Genomic DNA, 17,847 nt, shown 5'->3' on the forward strand with positions numbered 1-17,847 from the left:
GTTATTCCTTACTACTTTTTTGAGTGTTGGCGAACAGCACTTTAAAGCCTTGTTGATCTGCTTTAGTCGTACATTGACTAAAACTCTGCTCAATGAGTAATGGGTAATTTAGGAAGCGGTTTGCCACAATCCATAATTCACCACCTGATTTTAAATGTCGTCTCGCAGTTTTACATAACGTTTCACTGGCATTGTAATCTGTTTGAATACCTTGGTGAAATGGAGGGTTACTCACAATGGCGTGTAAGAACAATGGCGCATCTTCAATCCCTGTGACTGCTTTTATTTCAAGTTGTTCTAAAGGTAAATTATTTTTTTCAAAAGTCATTTGCGTTGATGCTAAAGCAAAAGCATCGACATCTAAAGCAAAAATACGATTTTTCGGATTAAGTTTACTCAGATAAGCACTGATGACACCTGCACCACAACCAAAGTCCGCAATCTTACCAGACGTCACTTGTTTGAGATAAGGTAAAAGCACTGCAGTTCCAATATCTAGACGATTTTGGCTAAATACACCAGGGAGTGCACAAATGCTAAGTTCTCCAGCAGGTGTTGGAAGATTATAGACTTGCGCCCATTCTGCTAATGGCTTTGCTATCACGGTTTTATCTGTGGTGAGTTGCCACATTTGACAATGACGTGCGCTATCAAGCTTGATGGCTCTACCATAAGGCTGGAGTTGTTTTGCAGCACGTTCTACACCACCTTTTTTCTCTCCAACTAAGAAAATCGAAGCACCAACAGCTAAACGACTGACTAAATTGTGCAAGATATAGTTGAGTAGCTCTTTTGATTTTGGAACAAAAACAACAGCCTGATCAAATTCAGCTTCTGGCAGGTCAGTACCAAAATGTACCGTTGCCTGCTGATTCTGAAAATATTGAAACTCATTGTAATTCCAAGTCCAAATGCTTGCTTCGATGTTATGAGCTAAATTAGAAAGTAGATCATCCGTTGCTGCATTTACAAATAGCACGCGTCCAGAAAGGTAGTCATGCTGTCGAATGACAACTTCGCTTTTTGGCTCCATATTCACCATCCATCAATAAAAATTAGCGCAATGCCCAGTCTAAGCTGGGCATTATAAAGAATAGATTTATTATTTTTTAGTTTCGGGTAAAACTAAATTCAAAATTAATGCAGCTAGCCCGCCAGTTGCGACACCAGAACTAAAAATATTACGCGGTAATTCTGGCAAATGTTCCAAAATTTGAGGAACTTGTGCAACCCCTAGGCCGAGACCCAAAGAGATGGCAATAATCAATAACGCACGACGGTCTAGTTGAATTCCCGATAAAATGTTAATGCCTGAAGCAGCAACTGCACCAAACATTACCATAACCGCACCACCCAGTACCGCTTGCGGTACCGCCTGAATGATACCAGCAACAGCAGGGAATAATCCCAGAATGATGAGCAGGATTGCAATCCAAATCCCAACAAAACGACTTGCAACACCCGTCAACTGAATTACACCGTTATTTTGTGCAAAGACAGAACTTGGGAATGTGTTGAAGATCCCTGCAAGGAAAGAGTTGGCACCATTGACCAATACACCACCTTTAATTCGTTCCATCCACACTGGGCCATCTACAGGCTGATTTGAAATTTTAGAGGTTGCAGTAACATCGCCGATTGCTTCTAAAGATGTGACAAGATAAATAAACGCCATAGGAATAAATAAGCTCCATGAGAAGCTAATTCCAAAATGCATTGGTGTCGGAATTTGAATCAATGGAGCATCTTTTAAACCAGAAAAATCCAAATAGCCCATAAAACCCGCAAGAATATAGCCAATCACTAAAGCAATCAGAATTGCAGAACTTTTCACCCAAACCACTTTGAAGCGATTGAGAAGGACGATAATTGCCAACACTGTACATGACATGATGAGATTGTCGGCACTGGCAAATGTATGACTTTCCATAGCTTGGTAGCCGCCGCCCATGCTGATTAAACCTTCTTTAATTAAGGTTAAACCAATCAACAGCACCACAATCCCTGTAACCAAGGGGGTGATCAGTTTTTTTACCCAAGGTAAAATACGCGAAACACCCATTTCAATAAATGAGCCAGCAATGACCACACCAAAAATAGATGCCATAACCGCTTCTACTGGTGTGCCCGCAGCAACCATGGCAGAACCAATCCCAATCATTGGACCTATAAAGTTAAAGCTTGTGCCTTGGACAATTAGGAGGCCTGCACCAAAGGGTCCAATTTTTTTACATTGTAAGAATGTTGCCACCCCAGAAATCACCAATGACATGGAAAGAATCATATTGGTATCTTGAGGAGAAACACCTAAAGCTAAACAAATCAGTAAACCGGGTGTTACAATTGGAACAATAATCGCAAGTAAATGTTGCAAAGCCGCAAAAAAAGCGATGAGTGGTTTTGGGCGATCATCTAGACCATAAACAAGATCAATTTGAGCCTGTTTCTGATTGGGAGAGGGGTTAGAATTGGACATGGCACAGCAATTGGAAGTGGCAAGATGGCGCTATTCTAATCGCTTTACACACTATTACAAAATAAAAAGCCTGCTGTTGTGAAAAAAACTTGTAACTGTCAATAAACTGTCACTACTAAAAGTTAAGATTTTTCTGTATAATTTGCCCTCAAATTTAAAGCGTATCGAATTTACATGTCTGATATTAAAACTCTCCGTAATATTGCCATCATCGCGCACGTCGACCATGGTAAAACGACTCTTGTCGACAAACTTTTACAACAATCAGGTGCACTCGGTGACCGCGCGGGTGAGATTGAGCGTGTTATGGATTCGAATGCGCTTGAGTCTGAACGCGGTATTACCATTCTTGCAAAAAACACTGCAATCAAATGGTTAGACAAGCGTACAAATACTGAATACCGCATCAACATCGTCGACACCCCAGGACATGCTGACTTTGGTGGTGAAGTTGAACGTGTAATGTCTATGGTTGACTGCGTACTTCTTCTTGTCGATTCACAAGAAGGCCCAATGCCACAAACTCGCTTTGTAACACAAAAAGCGTTTGCTCGTGGTTTGAAGCCAATTGTTATCATCAACAAAGTAGATAAGCCAAGTGCTCGTCCAGACTGGGTAATCGATCAAGTATTTGATTTGTTCGATAACTTAGGCGGTAGTGATGAACAGTTAGACTTCCCAATCGTATATGCTTCTGGCTTACGTGGTGTTGCTGGTCCTTCTCCTGAAGAATTAGCGGAAGATATGACGCCGTTGTTCGAAACAATCGTAGATATCGTTGAACCACCAGCAGTTGATATTGATGGTCCATTCCAAATGCAAATTTCATCACTTGACTATAATAGTTTCGTGGGTGTAATTGGTGTTGGCCGTATTCAACGTGGTTCAGTAAAAACCAATACACCAGTGACTGTGATCGATAAAGATGGCAAGACACGTAACGGTCGTATCTTAAAAATTATGGGTTACCATGGTTTAGAGCGTGTAGATGTAGATTCTGCTCAAGCGGGTGATATCGTATGTATCACTGGTTTAGATGCATTGAACATTTCTGACACAATCTGTGATCCTAAAAATGTTGAAGCATTACCTGCATTGTCTGTAGATGAACCTACAGTTTCGATGACTTTCCAAGTAAATAACTCACCGTTTGCTGGTAAAGAAGGTAAATTTGTAACTTCACGTAATATCCGTGAGCGTTTAGATCGTGAATTGATCCATAACGTTGCTTTACGTGTTGAAGATACTGACAGTCCAGACCGTTTCAAAGTTTCTGGTCGTGGTGAACTTCACCTTTCAGTATTGATTGAAACAATGCGTCGTGAAGGCTTCGAGATGGGTGTTTCTCGTCCGCAAGTGATCATGAAAGAAGTTGATGGCGAAACTCAAGAACCATACGAAAACGTTACTTTTGATGTTGAAGAACAACATCAGGGTTCTGTTATGGAACAAATGGGTAACCGTAAAGGTGAGTTGACCAATATGGAAGTTGACGGTAAAGGCCGTATCCGTATTGAAGCAACTGTTCCATCACGTGGTTTGATTGGTTTCCGTTCTGAATTCTTAACCATTACCTCTGGTACTGGTATCATGACTTCAAGCTTCTCGCATTACGGTACAGCTAAACAAGGTGCAGTTGCGAAACGTCAAAACGGTGTGTTGATCTCTATGGTTAACGGTACTTGCTTAGCGTTTGCATTGTTCACTTTACAAGACCGTGGTCGTCTATTTGCTGAACCACAGTTAGAAGTTTATGAAGGTATGATCGTGGGTATGAACTCTCGTTCAGACGACATGACTGTGAACCCAACCAAAGCGAAACAGTTAACTAACATGCGTGCATCTGGTACAGATGAAGCGTTAACGTTAACACCTGCAATCAAATTCACGCTTGAACAAGCATTAGAATTTATTGAAGATGACGAATTAGTTGAAGTAACACCTAAATCAGTTCGTATTCGTAAAAAATTCTTAACTGAAAATGAACGTAAACGTGCTTCACGTGGCTAAGCGTTCAAACTGGAAATAATTTAATTTCTAGAAAAAAACCGCAATTTTTTAATAAATTGCGGTTTTTTTATATAAATGTAAAAGAATATTGGTTTTTAATAAAAAGCGAGTAAATTAGGCGGAAATATATGTTGAAACATAATGTATACTTCGTCACATAAAAAATACGCAAAATCGGCGTGGAGTTAAAATATGAGTATTCTTTCAGAATTCAGAGAATTTGCTGTTAAAGGCAATATGATGGATTTGGCAATTGGTGTCATCATTGGTGGTGCTTTCAATAAAATTATCGACTCATTAGTGAAAGATGTGATTATGCCTTTAATCACGGTGATTACAGGCGGTGGTGTTGATTTTACTCAAAAATTTATCGTACTTGGCGATAACCCAAATAACCTTTCATCATTGGATGAATTAACCAAAGCCGGAATTAATGTATTAACCTATGGTAATTTCATCACAATTGTATTGAACTTCCTGATCTTAATGTGGGTGGTTTTCTTGTTGGTTAAATTCCTCAATAAAATCCGTAAACCTGTTGAAGAAGCTCCAGCTGCTACACCAGAAGATATTGCATTACTGCGTGAAATTCGTGATGAATTAAAGAAACGCCCTGAAGCTTAATCTTCATCAAATTGATTCAAATTACAGTATTTTAATATGTCTAAAGCCTGATAAAGCGATTAAATCATTGTAAAAGAGTTGAATGAAACGGTACGATCAAGTACCGTTTTTTATGCAAGCAAGAAAATAGAGATGGGGCTGATGAAAAAAAACATAGGGATTATGGCAATACTTATCAGTTTGTATGCATGTTCAGAGCATCCAAAAGAGCAGCAATCCGCTGATACTCAAACATCTACGCAAGCGGACCAAAGCCGACCTGCCAGCGGTTTAACTTTTAATGAAATGCCAAATGAAGATACCCGCTACGTCACTATAGAAACCGACTCGGTAGATGAAAATGAAACATTACTGTTGGCACTACAAACACGTTTATTAAAAGCCAATTTTGAGTTTATAGAAAAAGACAGTGGTAGCTCTTGGTCCGAAAATGATTGTTCTCTGAATAGGGTGATTCAAGTAAAAGGTGAGGGCATCCGCTCTTATAAGGCAATCAGTAAAGTTAAGTTAGGTGATGAAAAACAATATCGCCCAGATTTTGTTTTGCTGGTTTTTGCGTTTAAGGATGAACAGCTTGCTGAGCAAAGTTTTCAAATGCTTAAGTCTGCTGTCTATTCAGCTGGGGGTTACTGTAATGGTAAATCTCCTGAAACCATCGTTAGAAATGGTAATGAAATATTTTACTTTACCACTCGGGAAGAAGCATTTAGATCATATATTGATGATTATGCGAAGTTTATCGATGAATTTAAACCTGAGCAAATTGATTCAAAAATATAGAAGGGTTTGAATTAAAGAGAACAGCTCAGATTTTTATTGTTTTGTTGTCTTTAATAAGCAATAAGTTTTAAAGCAAACATTAACATCCTTGTCATTGTGCTACGTGATAGATACACCTTGTATGCCTGAATGATCGAAAAGCAAAAGTATTTTAGTTTAGCTTCAGTGATGGTGGTTGTTGTGACTCTAATTTGAACATTGCTGATAAATAGTGGAACATTCTCTCAATGTCTCCAAAAGAATGTAAATCTTTAAACTAAAAATCCATGCGAAATTTAATCTCAACCAAGTGAAAGCCGAATTGGCTTTTTACTGGACCATGAAGTACACGTTCAGCAGCGGTAAATACCAGTTTATCAATCACAGGAACAAGCTGTCCTTTTTTCACTTCACCCAGTTCACCACCACGTTTTGCTGAATTACATGTGGAATGCTGTTTGGCCACTTTGGCAAAATCAGCACCATCATGGATCTTCTTCTTAAGTTGTTCAGCCAAGTCCTTATCTTTGACGAGAATATGTCGAACGATTGCAGTTTTCATTTACTTTTTCCTCGTGGTTTTTGTGGGATGCTCTTCGCGATCTTTAATGGCTGGCATTGTGGGCAAAACACACTGGCTCTTTGTCCTAACTTTAAATTTTCTAAAGTGGTTTCACAGTTAATACACATCTCACCCGCACGACCATAAGCCAATAAGGTCTGCTGAAAGTAGCCGTTCTCACCCATGGCATTGCTATAATCTCTTAAGGTTGAACCACCCAAATCAATCGCTTGCTTTAAAATTCGTTTAATTTCGATGACCAATTTTTGAATTTGCGCTTTCGTCAAACTCGAAGCAGGCTGCGCCGGATGAATCCCTAAATTAAATAAGCTTTCAGTTGCATAAATATTGCCTACACCCACAACAATATGATTATCCATGATTGCAACTTTTGTGCCGACATTTTTATTTTTAAACTTTTCTGCTAAATATTCGGCATGAAATTCATCACTCAATGGTTCAGGTCCTAAAGTATCAATCAATTTTGTTTGGCTTTCCTCATTTAGCCAGATGATACAACCAAAACGTCGAGGGTCATGATAGCGCAGTTGTGTGTCTTCAAACTGAATGATCAGATGGTCATGCTTTCTAAGCGCTTCATGTTCATCACAAATTCTAAAACTACCCGACATACCCAAATGCCATAACATACTATGGGTTTCAAACTCTGCCAAAATGTATTTTGAACGACGTGTTAAGCGAACGAGTTTTTGACCTTGAAGTTGTTGAATATCTTCGGGAATAGGCCAGCGTAACCGTGACTCACGCACTTGAACATAAAGAACTTTCTGGTCAATCAGGGGGAGTAAACTGGTTTTTGTTGTTTCAACTTCAGGTAATTCAGGCATGCATTTGTCACATTGGTGTGAGGACTGAATATTGTATGCAAGAATTGCATTGCGTTAAAGGGCGGTTGTGTTGAGCCTACGACTTTAGGTTAAAATTATAGATATGATCGTTGAATAAGATTGAACTATTATTTCTAAGTGATTGTTATCTAAAATAAAGTTTATTAATAAAATAAAGTTTTCCAATTGATAAAAAATATCTGATAGTTATATGTAAAAAAATGTGTAAATTTCTAGTGAATTGTTTACTGAAATAATTCTTTTTATCTCGATATTTCAGGAAAAATAGTCATTTTAAAGCTGGAACTTTCTATTAAATTTAGACGGTTAAAGTGATTGAGAGTTGACTGGTTTATCTTTATTCGTTTTGTTCCTGATTAGGCTTTCCCATGAAAAAAATTGCTTATCCTTTATTGGCAATCTCTGCATGTAGCATGATGTCTTTTGCATCAGCTGAAGATGCGTTTAATTTACACGGCTCAACCATGACGGGTGATTGGAATGGGAGTCGGACTGAACTTGCAGAAAAGGGAATCAAATTTGATGGCACCATTGCCATGGACAGTTCATATCTCGCTGATGGTGGTTATGATGCGCACCAAGCGCCAACATTTGCGACACAATTCGGACTGGGTACAACCTTAGATATGGGGAAACTGGCGGGTTGGAATGATGTGACTATTCGTGCTTTAGTTACAGCACGTCAAGGTGAAAGTACTTCACTCAGAGGTATTCAAGCACCAGATGCACCACAATGGGCAAACTCGCAAGCCAATTGGGGACGTGGTAATTCGGGGAGCCGTCTCAGCGAATTATATATAGAAAAGAATTTTAAGGATCAAGGACTAAGCTTGCGTTTAGGTCGTATGGGTTTAGGTACTGAATTCAATACCATGGCTTGTGATTTCCAAGGCAATGCATTTTGTGCAGCACAGATGGGGAAATGGCAAGGCAAGCTTTGGTATAACACACCAGTCTCACAATGGGGCGCACGCTTAAAATATCACATCAATCCTGAACTATTTGCACAAGTGGGGGTGTTTGAATACAACCCTGATAATGCTTTAGAGCGACAAGGCTGGAATTTGGATACAAAGCATGCTGATGGTGTCAATATTCTTTCTGAAGTGGTGTGGTCACCTAAGCAGGGTGTGAATGATTTACCAGGCAGTTATCGTATTGGTACGCTTTACAATACTGCTGATGAGGCTAAAAATCAGTATGATGTTGCTTATAAAGCAGGAACTCAGGCTGAAGATCGCACATATGGCGGTTGGATTGCGTTTGAACAGCAATTGACTTCAACTGGAGAGGGGAAACGTGGTTTACACAGTTTTGGTAACTTCACCATTCATGATCGTACGACGACAGCCGTAAATGATTCACAGCAACTTGGCCTAAAATACTATGGTCTGTTTGATGGTCAGCCAAACGATATTCTTGGTTTGGCGGTAAATCGGGTACATTTGAACGATCGGTATACTAATTATGTGAATGGTGCTCGTTTAGGAACAAATTTAAGACAGTTGAATGAAGATGCAGAGTATAATGTTGAGTTGAATTACTCATATTACCCTGCCAAATGGTTCATGCTTCGTCCTTTAGTGCAGTATGTGGTACATCCTGGTGCAACCAATCAGGTGGACAATGCGTTTGTCGTTGGCTTGGGGTCTAAAATTATTTTTTAATACAACCCGAGGACACCTTTATGCAAAGAGTGAAACAGCTAAAAATTAATACAACACTACTTTGCTTAACGGTATGTATCACACAGAGCTTATATGCTGAAGTGGAATCTCAAGATTCCATTCAGCAACATTCTACTCAGCAACTTCCAACCATCAAAATTGAAGCAACACGTTCTGATACCAGCATATTAAACACCCCAGCATCGGTATATAGAGTCGATCAGCAACAGAATCAAAATAATATTGGGGTAAACCTCACTGAAACACTCAAAGGTATTCCGGGTTTACAGCTCAATAATCGTGAAAATTATGCCCAAGACTTACAACTGTCTATGCGCGGATTTGGCGCACGTTCAACTTTTGGGGTGCGTGGGATTCGTCTTTATGTCGATGGGATTCCTGCGACGATGCCAGACGGACAAGGCCAAACTTCAAATATTGATTTAACGAGCTTGGATCATATTGAAGTGCTTGGTGGGCCCTTTTCATCACTGTATGGAAACTCCTCTGGGGGGACTATTCTCACCACGACCAAAGAAGGAACAGGGCGTGATTCGGTAGAGTTAGGATATTCAGGTGGAAGTAATAATAAAGGCCGCGCTGACATCACCTTACAAGGTGGTGCAGATAAAGCCAATGAACCGAGCTATGTGATCAGTTCTTCTTATTTTGATACTGATGGTTATCGTGACCATAGTGCGGCAAGAAAAGTGTTGAGCAATGCCAAACTCACGTGGGACTTAGATGATGGTTCTAAGATCAATTGGCTGATCAATCATGTAGATATTTCCGCTGATGATCCACAAGGTTTGACTCGTGAGCAATGGAAGCAAAATCCTAAACAGGTCAATGACAGTAAAAATATCTATGATGTTCGTAAAGATATTAACCAAACACAGACAGGTATCAATTGGACTAAGCCCCTGAATGATCAACAAGAGCTTTATAGTATGGCCTATATTGGTCATCGTGAAGTGACTCAATACCAGTCTATTCCAAAATGTGTTTTTACAGATTCAACAAATACTATTTGTAAACCAAATACTGTTCAGTTAAATCCCAGACATGCAGGTGGGGTGATTGATTTCGAAAGAGATTTTTATGGTGCTGATTTACGTTGGACTGGCAAAGACTTATTACCGAATACACGGATCAGTGCAGGCTTGGCTTATGATGCGATGAATGAAGATCGTCAAGGGTATGAGAATTTTAATGCCAAGGGCGAATATGGGGTAAAAGGCAACTTACGTCGTGATGAACGAAATACCTTATGGAATTTAGATCCATATTTACAAGCAGCTTGGCAGTTTTTGCCGACTGTACGTTTAGATACAGGATTGCGTTATAGTAATGTCCATTACGAATCCAAAGATCATTATATTAAATATAATGCCGATCCAAAGAAAAATAATGGCGATGACAGTGGTCAAACCGATTATCAAAAACTGCTCCCATCGGCTGCTTTGACATGGGAAATTACTCCTGAGATCAGCAGTTATCTCAGTTATGCCAAAGGTTTTGAAACACCGACCTTTACCGAAATGGCTTATCCAACCACTGGAACTTCGGGCATTAACTTTGCGCTTAAACCATCGACCAGTAATAACTATGAACTGGGGATAAAAGCACAAAATCAACTGGGTAATTTTACTGCTGCAGTTTTCCAAAGCAATACACGAGATGATATTGTTGCCGGAGTTGCTAATAATGGGCGTAATACATTTCGAAACGCAGATAAAACCATACGCCAAGGGCTAGAGTTATCATGGAATAATAAGTTTTGGAAATCGCTTACAGTTCAAGCATCATTTAGTTATTTGAATGCAAAGTATGATAACGATGTACCTGAGATTTTAAATGAAAATAAGGAGATTGTTTCACCAGCAATAGCTAAAGATAATTACATTCCCGGAATTGCAAAAAACCAAGCCTTTGTATCTTTCGGCTGGTTGCCTGAGCAGGGCTTTAATGCAGGTGTCGATGTTCGATATATGGATAAAATCTATGTAGACGATCTCAATACAGATACTGCACCAAGTTATACAGTAACCAGTATGAATGTCGGTTATATCTGGAAAAACAACGATTGGAAAGTGCGTAGTTTTGCTCGAGTCGATAATTTATTCGATAAAAATTATGTCGGTTCAGTCATTGTAAATGATGGTAATAGTCGATTCTTTGAACCTGCTGATGGTATTAACTGGAGTGCAGGACTCAGTGTCACCAAACAGTTCTAATTCATTGGGAAAATAATTTATGTCTGCTCAACCAAAGTTATTTGAATCTATTCAATTTGGTTCACTCTCCCTCAGCAATAAAATTATTATTGCGCCAATGTGTCAATACTCGGCAACAGATCAGGGTGAAGTGACCTATTGGCATGAACAGCAATGGGCAAATTACGCTTTGTCAGGCGCGAGCTTATGTATTATTGAAGCAACAGCGGTTCAAGCCGAAGGGCGAATCAGTTATGCCGATGTGGGACTTTGGAATGATACGCAACGGGATCAAATCAAAGCTTTACTCAATAAGGTAAAAAGCATTGCTCCAACACCTTTTGCTATTCAGCTTGCGCATGCGGGTCGTAAAGCTTCGACCGAAAAGCCTTGGTTGGTGAAGCAGGGGAAAGGTCAGATTGCGCCAGATCATGTACATGGATGGCAAACTGTATCAGCCAGTGATATTGCTTTTAGCCCGAATGATATTGCCCCGCATGAATTAACCATTGATGAAATTAAAACAATCATTCAAGACTTTGCGCAAGCGGCGATTCGTGCAGTAGATGCTGGTTTTTCACTGATTGAAATTCATGCAGCGCATGGGTATTTACTGCATCAATTTATGTCGCCATTGTCTAATCACCGAACTGATGAATATGGTGGAAGTTTTGAAAATCGTATTCGTTTTACATTAGAAGTTTTTCAAGCCATTCGAGCAGTTGTGCCAACTGACTACCCTGTAGGTGTACGTATTTCTGCAACTGACTGGATGGATGCAGAAAATAGCTGGAATGTTGAATCAAGCATTGGCTTATCAAAAGCTTTAGCGCAACTTGGTGCTGTTTATATCCATGTATCCTCTGCGGGATTACATATTCAACAAGATATTAAAGTGGGTGCAAATTACCAAGTGCCTTTTGCAAATGCGATTAAAAAACAGGTGAATATTCCTGTTATTGCAGTGGGCTTAATTACCGAAGCTGAGCAAGCTGAACAGATTCTTCAACAAGGCGAAGCAGATGCAATTGCATTGGCAAGAGCGATCTTATATGACCCACGCTGGCCTTGGCATGCCGCAGCAAAATTGGGTGCGAAAATCTCGATTGCACCACAATATTTACGTTGTCAGCCGCATGGAATTAAAGATTTGTTCTCAGCATATTGATGGCATAACAGTTTTGATTCACTCATTATTCTTTAAACGTATTTAAACTGAATAAAGATATATTCTAGGATATATCTTTATTTGTATGATCTGGAAAAGGAACGGCTTGAATGATTTTTTCGGTAATTTTTCCAGTATTTTTCCTGTTATTTTTGGGTTTTGTATCTGTCAAAATCCAATTGATCTCTAAAGAGCAAATTACTGCAATTGGTGCTTTTGTAATCAAAATTGCATTACCTGCTTTATTACTTCATGCACTGGCTGCAAAAGATTTACATGAGATTTGGTATCCTGCTTATTTCTTTGTTTATGCAGGCATCACTTTCATTCTATTTATTTTGGCCTTTATTTTAGGGCAAAAGCTTTTTAACAACCATTTCACCCATGCTTCTGTGTTTTCGCTTGGCGCATCAATGTCCAATACCGGGTTACTGGGCGCAGCAATTTTGACTTTGCTGATGGGTAGTGAAGCCATGATTTATATTTCACTGATTGTTATCATTGAAAGCGTATTTCTTGTACCGCTGATGTTAACCTTGGCAGAAATAGGGCGACAAAGACAAGCCAATTTAGCCGCTATTTTAAAAACAACATTTCTGACTTTATTAAAAAATCCGTTGTTCTTGTCAGTGATGATTGGCATGAGCTGTGCGATCTTCGAAATTCAAATTCCACATGTATTAGACCAAGTATTTGCCTTGTTAGGTCAGACTGCCTCACCTTTAGCGTTATTTATTATTGGTGGTGGGATGGTTGGGATTACGATTCAATCACTTAATCTACAAACCATTTATTTGGTGGTTTCTAAAAATATCTGTATGCCGATATTGGTCTATTTGGGCTTGACTCATTTAACTGACTTGGATCAAAAGATGATTCATGCAGGTACCTTGATTGCCGCTTTGCCTATGCCTTCTATATTTGGAATTTTTGGGCAAGTCTATGGTTTAAATGAAAAAGCACTGACACCTTTGATGATAAGTACTTTACTGAGTTTTATTGTGGTGAGTGTTTTGATTGGTGTTTGGTGGTAAAAAAATACTCTCTTGCGAGAGTATTTTTTTAGAGCTGCTTATTTTTTTGCTGGTGCTGCTGGAGCAGGTGTTTTGCCTTTTTCAGCAATCAGTTTGTTTACAACATCCAAAGACTCTTTTGCCTTAGGCACATTATTTTTAGCAAGTTCTGAGAAAATCTTTTGTGCTTCAGGCAGATTTTGATCAATGATATTGCCATTGGTCAGCATATTTCCGACAGCCATTAATGCTGGGATATATCCTTTTTTAGCTAAATCCTGAATCGATTTTAAACCTTGATTGACTGCTGCTGCATTCTTCTTCTTTAAACCATCGGTGATGTCATACAGTGCTTTCGCATGAATTGCAGGTGCAAAATCTTTTTTCACTAAAGGATCAAGTTTTTGTAAGCCAAGCTTGTCAGATGCGGGTGTGCCTTCAGCAAATAATAAAACTGCAAGTTCCACTGTAGCATCATCAAATCCTTGAGTAGAGGACTTTTCTAAGTATTCACGAACTTTCTTTTCGTCTTTGGCTAAGCCCAATTGACCTACCGCATAGCTTTGCGCCAAGACATAACTTGCAACAGGATAGCCTTTTGCTGAAGCATCTTGATAATATTTCAAAGCTTTCTTATCGTCTTTGGTTGTGCCTTGTCCCGTTTGGGTTAAATAGCCTAAGTTATATAAGGCTTGGGCATTGCCAGCTTTTGCAAGACGTTCAAGTTCTTGATACGCTGCAGGATAATTTTTTGCTTGAATCAGTTCTTGTGCTTTGGCAAATGTAGGGTCGACATTGCCTTTAGCTGTATCTGCTGCAAATGCAGAAATACATGAAAAGCTGAGCAGTGTAGCGAATAGAATTTTTTTCATTTTGACGATATACCTTGTTTTAATTTCAACATAATTCCATTTATGGTGCGAGAACATTGTTGAGGACGTTTTTATCATAATTTGAAAATTATAAATGTAAACATGCCTATTGTATAAGTTAGTGTATTTAAATTTTAATTTATTTATAAATAAGAAAGAATTAAGGATATTTTAACAACATTAAAGCCTAGAGATTTTTTATTCTCTAGGCTGCGAGTTGTTATTTTACTGCTTTGAGGAGTAATTCAATTTCGCCTGCTTCACGTACGCCTGAAATACGAGTGCCATCTTGTAAGAAGAATGTTGGTGTACCATCGACTTCGAGTGATTTTGCTAAAGCAATATTTTTCTCAATCGGGGTCGTACATGACTTGTTTGAACTTGGTTGTTTCTTATCAATTAAGTAGTCTTCCCACGCTTGGTACTGGTTTTTAGAGCACCATATTTGCTGTGAAATACTTTCAGCATTTGGATGTAAACGGGTGATTGGATATAAAAATAAGTAAACGGTTAGGTTGTCGATATTTTTTAATTCTTTTTCAAGATTTTGGCAATATGGACAGTCAGGATCACTGAACACATAAATAACACGTTCACCTTTACCTTTGACATGCTTAATGGCTTGTTTCAACGGTAATGATTTTACGTCAATACTTTTTAGGGTTTGCATGCGTTCTTCAGTCAGATTTTTTTGTTCTTTAAGATCGATTAAATTACCGACAAAGAAATATTTTGCTTCTTCATTGGTATAAACAATACGTCCACCCATATAGACTTCATAAACATCTTTAATTGGTGAGTTTTGTACCGACTTCACCTGAATCTCAGGATATTTAGTTTTTAAGTTTTGCTGCAAAGTTTGAATATCTGCATGTGCAGAAGAAAAGGTAAAAAGACCCAAAGTCAGAAGAGATAACCAGATTTTCATGTTAATGCTCAAAATAATAATGTGGATATTGTGCACTCAATAATGATTAAAAATATATTGAGATCATGTAATTGCCATTGCGATATTCAGTTGATATCACGCTTAACTTCGTATTGTATTCTGGATGCCATGGCGTGTTAACTCATTTCTGAGTTGTTGGATATAATGATTTAATTCTACTTGTGAGTCACTCCGTAAACGTAATTGCGTACTAAAATTAAAGATTCTGCTGTATTTCCCATTGCGTTGTAAAATTTGAAAGTGCCCAATATAAGCTCCATTTGCTGTTGTCCTATGGGTACTAAATTCAACGCATGTGATCTGATCTAAAGGGTAAGAGGTCATCATCAAATTACTGACGATCAGTTTATGATTGCGTATATAAAATGGGGCAAAATTTAAATTAAACCGTTTAAAGATCCACATCAGCATACTAAAAATTGCTACGAAAATGATCGGAACAAACAAGCCCCAATATTTGTCTGAGCGGTTAGTCGTCTCTACTTCGAGCAATTCTGTGTGTTTGGCTTCAACCATCTTTTGCTCATCAATCCACTGTCGAATATCGTCAGTACGTGGTTGAGTCCTCAGTAAATTTTGAATCGTTTGTGGGTCACGGATATGATAAATCGTGGCCTTAACCAGTTGGCTATTTCCTAACTGATCAAAATAGTAAAATGCATTGCCATTTTTCCATACACTGCCATAGTTGTAATTTACATCCCCAAGTTTTTGCCATGTGGAATGCAGTGGTTCAACTAATTTTAGAATATGGGTGGATTTGGAAGAGGCAGATCCTTTATTGCTGCGATATTCACTGGCTTGTAGATAGAGTAGCTGTGTGCCATCAGAAAAAATCAGCGGTGCTATTTCTTTAAATGCTTTGCCTAAAAATGGACTATCACCTGCGCGACGCATTTTTTTCTTATTCAGATCAAAATAATAAATCCCCGTGTCGTTATAAAACAAAGCATGGTTAATGTGATCGCCATGTTCGCTTAAGAGATGATAAGGCGCGTATTGGGGATCAAAGGCAAATTCGTTGACATAGACCATACCATCGACAGGATTGAGCAAATAATATTGGTTATTTAAACCGTCTATTTCAATACTATAAAGCTTTCCATTGTCTTTTAAATCGAGCAGGGTGTTGTTGTAATAGACGTTTTTTCCATCCGCTCGATAGGCATAGTTACGTTCACCTAAGACAAGTTTGAGTTGGTCTGGATTGGCTCCAGAAAGCAATTTCCCTTGAAAATAGGTGAATGTCCCATTACTTGCCGTATCATTTTCGGAATTAACACGATAAGGCAGGTTGCCTGGTTCAAGTTTAAAATAGGGGTAGAGATAACTTTGTGGTTTTGAACCTAGGGCAAAATTTTGTTGCATGATTTGCCACACTTCTCGAAGCGCACTTAAATCCTTATTTCGTTCGGTGGAGGGGGAGCAATACCAAGTGTCTTTTCCAGCAGTAAAATAACCAGCGCCAATGGTCTTCACATGTTGAGGTTGCACACCTTTTAGGATGATATTGCCACAAAAAACATGCAGTTTATCCGCACCAAGTTGTCGGTATTCGTAATCATCATTGGGTAAATAAAAGCTTTGAATATCTGCTTCAGGGATCAAATAATCACCATTGCTGGGTACAGCGGCATAGATTTGGTTGTTATATTTTTCAAATATTCCCAGTTTTTCTGTAGTCGCAGTAAAAGGAATCTCATCTGAATTTGAGTCAGAAAATCTAAATATAAAACTAAAGCTGAACAGAAGCGCGCATATCACAAAGATAAGCGTGAAGGTTTTAAGGAAAGAAAATACTTTTAGTGGATTCTGCATCATTTATTTTATTGTTAAATATTGATCGGGTTGAGTTATGGCAATTTAAGGTTGTTTTGTCATCATTTTAATGATGAATTGGTCATGCTGATTGATGGTAAGGTCTTTATCATTTAAGGCAAATAGGGTTGCATAGCCTCTGTTAAAATTTCGATTAACTCTTCATCCATATAGTGATAATCGTCTGGAATATCCAATACCATGACTTTTTTATGTTGTAACTGGTTGGGGAATTTCTCTTTGATATTTTGTTTATGTTTTTGCTCCATGACAAAAATCATATCTGCCCACGCAATATCTTTGGCAGAAATACGATGTTTGGCGTGTTTACTTGTTCCAGCGGAACGTGTGGAAATGCCATAGCCCACTGCAAAGACACGCTCGGCAGTGGGACTACGCCATTGGTTACGACTACAAATAAAAAGGCTGTTCAATCAGCAGTTTTCCAAAAATCATATTGTGCTTGTTTTCGTCTTTTGGCAGAAGAAATACGTGGATATTCAATTCTTAATTGTTTAGAACGAGATCTTTTTAACGATCTGTTCCAAAGTAATTTCCAGTCTTTTTCTGGTTTCCAAAGGGTTAAGGTATGTCTGCAATCTCGACCACGGTGCAAATAATTTACCTTACGTCTCCAAGCTTGATTGCGGTTTATTTCATTTTCAAAATATTGTTGTGTAATGTCCATAGATAAAACTCATGAGTTGATCGGGTTAAGCAGCCGCGATAACACATGATTGGGCTATTTTATAAGTATTTATCTGGGTAAACAAGCCGAATGATTTTGATAATGTTTATTTAGGGCCATTTTAAAGGCAATGAAAAGGGTATAATTCTGGCTAAA

Annotated in this window: 16 protein-coding genes; 7 read left to right on the forward strand and 9 right to left on the reverse strand. The window is 38.6% G+C overall.

The window, feature by feature from the left end:
* Window position 1: 1 nt before the first annotated feature.
* Together AC07U8_RS03625 and AC07U8_RS03630 are read right to left on the reverse strand one after the other, a co-directional pair.
* The gene (locus tag AC07U8_RS03625) at window positions 2–1,033 is read right to left on the reverse strand and encodes a methyltransferase (protein WP_419314569.1); all 1,032 of its coding nucleotides are present in this window, start codon (window positions 1,031–1,033) and stop codon (window positions 2–4) included.
* A 69-nt stretch (window positions 1,034–1,102) separates the two neighbouring features.
* Window positions 1,103–2,476, reverse strand: coding sequence for a uracil-xanthine permease family protein (locus AC07U8_RS03630; protein WP_004819155.1), 1,374 nt, complete (start codon window positions 2,474–2,476; stop codon window positions 1,103–1,105).
* A gap of 174 nt (window positions 2,477–2,650) precedes the next feature.
* Between AC07U8_RS03630 and typA the strand changes: the two genes are divergently transcribed.
* The 3 genes from typA (at window position 2,651) to AC07U8_RS03645 (ending at window position 5,890) form a co-directional block, all read left to right on the forward strand.
* A complete protein-coding gene (gene typA, locus AC07U8_RS03635; protein ID WP_004723004.1) occupies window positions 2,651–4,486 on the forward strand; it encodes a translational GTPase TypA in 1,836 nt (611 codons plus the stop codon).
* A 192-nt stretch (window positions 4,487–4,678) separates the two neighbouring features.
* The gene (mscL, locus tag AC07U8_RS03640) at window positions 4,679–5,110 is read left to right on the forward strand and encodes a large conductance mechanosensitive channel protein MscL (protein WP_494737344.1); all 432 of its coding nucleotides are present in this window, start codon (window positions 4,679–4,681) and stop codon (window positions 5,108–5,110) included.
* Window positions 5,111–5,251: 141 nt separating this feature from the next.
* Window positions 5,252–5,890, forward strand: a complete 639-nt coding sequence (locus AC07U8_RS03645; RefSeq protein WP_209826802.1) for a hypothetical protein — start codon at window positions 5,252–5,254, stop codon at window positions 5,888–5,890.
* A gap of 256 nt (window positions 5,891–6,146) precedes the next feature.
* Here the strand turns inward: AC07U8_RS03645 and AC07U8_RS03650 are convergent, their stop codons facing one another.
* Window positions 6,147–6,431 carry a peptidylprolyl isomerase gene (locus tag AC07U8_RS03650; protein ID WP_004819160.1) on the reverse strand — a complete coding sequence of 95 codons (285 nt, stop codon included), beginning with the start codon at window positions 6,429–6,431 and terminating at the stop codon, window positions 6,147–6,149.
* Window positions 6,428–7,279, reverse strand: a complete 852-nt coding sequence (gene mutM, locus AC07U8_RS03655) for a bifunctional DNA-formamidopyrimidine glycosylase/DNA-(apurinic or apyrimidinic site) lyase (RefSeq protein WP_494737345.1) — start codon at window positions 7,277–7,279, stop codon at window positions 6,428–6,430. Before mutM ends, AC07U8_RS03650 begins: the two co-directional genes overlap by 4 nt.
* Window positions 7,280–7,668: 389 nt before the next feature.
* Between mutM and AC07U8_RS03660 the strand changes: the two genes are divergently transcribed.
* The 4 genes from AC07U8_RS03660 to AC07U8_RS03675 all read left to right on the forward strand — a co-directional run bounded on the left by AC07U8_RS03660 (window position 7,669) and on the right by AC07U8_RS03675 (window position 13,385).
* Window positions 7,669–8,967: a carbohydrate porin gene (locus AC07U8_RS03660; protein WP_494737346.1), complete on the forward strand. Its 1,299-nt coding sequence runs from the start codon at window positions 7,669–7,671 to the stop codon at window positions 8,965–8,967.
* A gap of 20 nt (window positions 8,968–8,987) precedes the next feature.
* Window positions 8,988–11,204, forward strand: coding sequence for a TonB-dependent receptor domain-containing protein (locus AC07U8_RS03665; protein ID WP_494737347.1), 2,217 nt, complete (start codon window positions 8,988–8,990; stop codon window positions 11,202–11,204).
* 19 nt (window positions 11,205–11,223) lie between these two features.
* A complete protein-coding gene (locus AC07U8_RS03670; RefSeq protein WP_494737348.1) occupies window positions 11,224–12,351 on the forward strand; it encodes an NADH:flavin oxidoreductase/NADH oxidase in 1,128 nt (375 codons plus the stop codon).
* Between the two features lie 110 nt (window positions 12,352–12,461).
* Complete coding sequence (locus AC07U8_RS03675; protein ID WP_494737349.1) at window positions 12,462–13,385, forward strand: AEC family transporter; 924 nt, start codon at window positions 12,462–12,464, stop codon at window positions 13,383–13,385.
* Between the two features lie 38 nt (window positions 13,386–13,423).
* On the opposite strand, the gene AC07U8_RS03680 is transcribed toward AC07U8_RS03675, so the two are convergent.
* The 5 genes from AC07U8_RS03680 to AC07U8_RS03700 all read right to left on the reverse strand — a co-directional run bounded on the left by AC07U8_RS03680 (window position 13,424) and on the right by AC07U8_RS03700 (window position 17,691).
* Complete coding sequence (locus AC07U8_RS03680) at window positions 13,424–14,236, reverse strand: tetratricopeptide repeat protein (protein WP_494737350.1); 813 nt, start codon at window positions 14,234–14,236, stop codon at window positions 13,424–13,426.
* Window positions 14,237–14,456: 220 nt separating this feature from the next.
* Complete coding sequence (locus tag AC07U8_RS03685) at window positions 14,457–15,164, reverse strand: DsbC family protein (RefSeq protein WP_494737351.1); 708 nt, start codon at window positions 15,162–15,164, stop codon at window positions 14,457–14,459.
* A 102-nt stretch (window positions 15,165–15,266) separates the two neighbouring features.
* Complete coding sequence (locus tag AC07U8_RS03690; RefSeq protein WP_494737352.1) at window positions 15,267–17,006, reverse strand: DKNYY domain-containing protein; 1,740 nt, start codon at window positions 17,004–17,006, stop codon at window positions 15,267–15,269.
* Between the two features lie 110 nt (window positions 17,007–17,116).
* Window positions 17,117–17,437, reverse strand: a complete 321-nt coding sequence (locus AC07U8_RS03695; RefSeq protein ID WP_004819178.1) for a low molecular weight protein tyrosine phosphatase family protein — start codon at window positions 17,435–17,437, stop codon at window positions 17,117–17,119.
* Window positions 17,434–17,691 (reverse strand): hypothetical protein, encoded by a 258-nt coding sequence (locus AC07U8_RS03700; protein WP_494737353.1) that lies wholly within the window; start codon window positions 17,689–17,691, stop codon window positions 17,434–17,436. Before AC07U8_RS03700 ends, AC07U8_RS03695 begins: the two co-directional genes overlap by 4 nt.
* Window positions 17,692–17,847 lie beyond the last annotated feature (156 nt).

The organism is Acinetobacter sp. GW821-FHT01E09 (assembly GCF_059422385.1).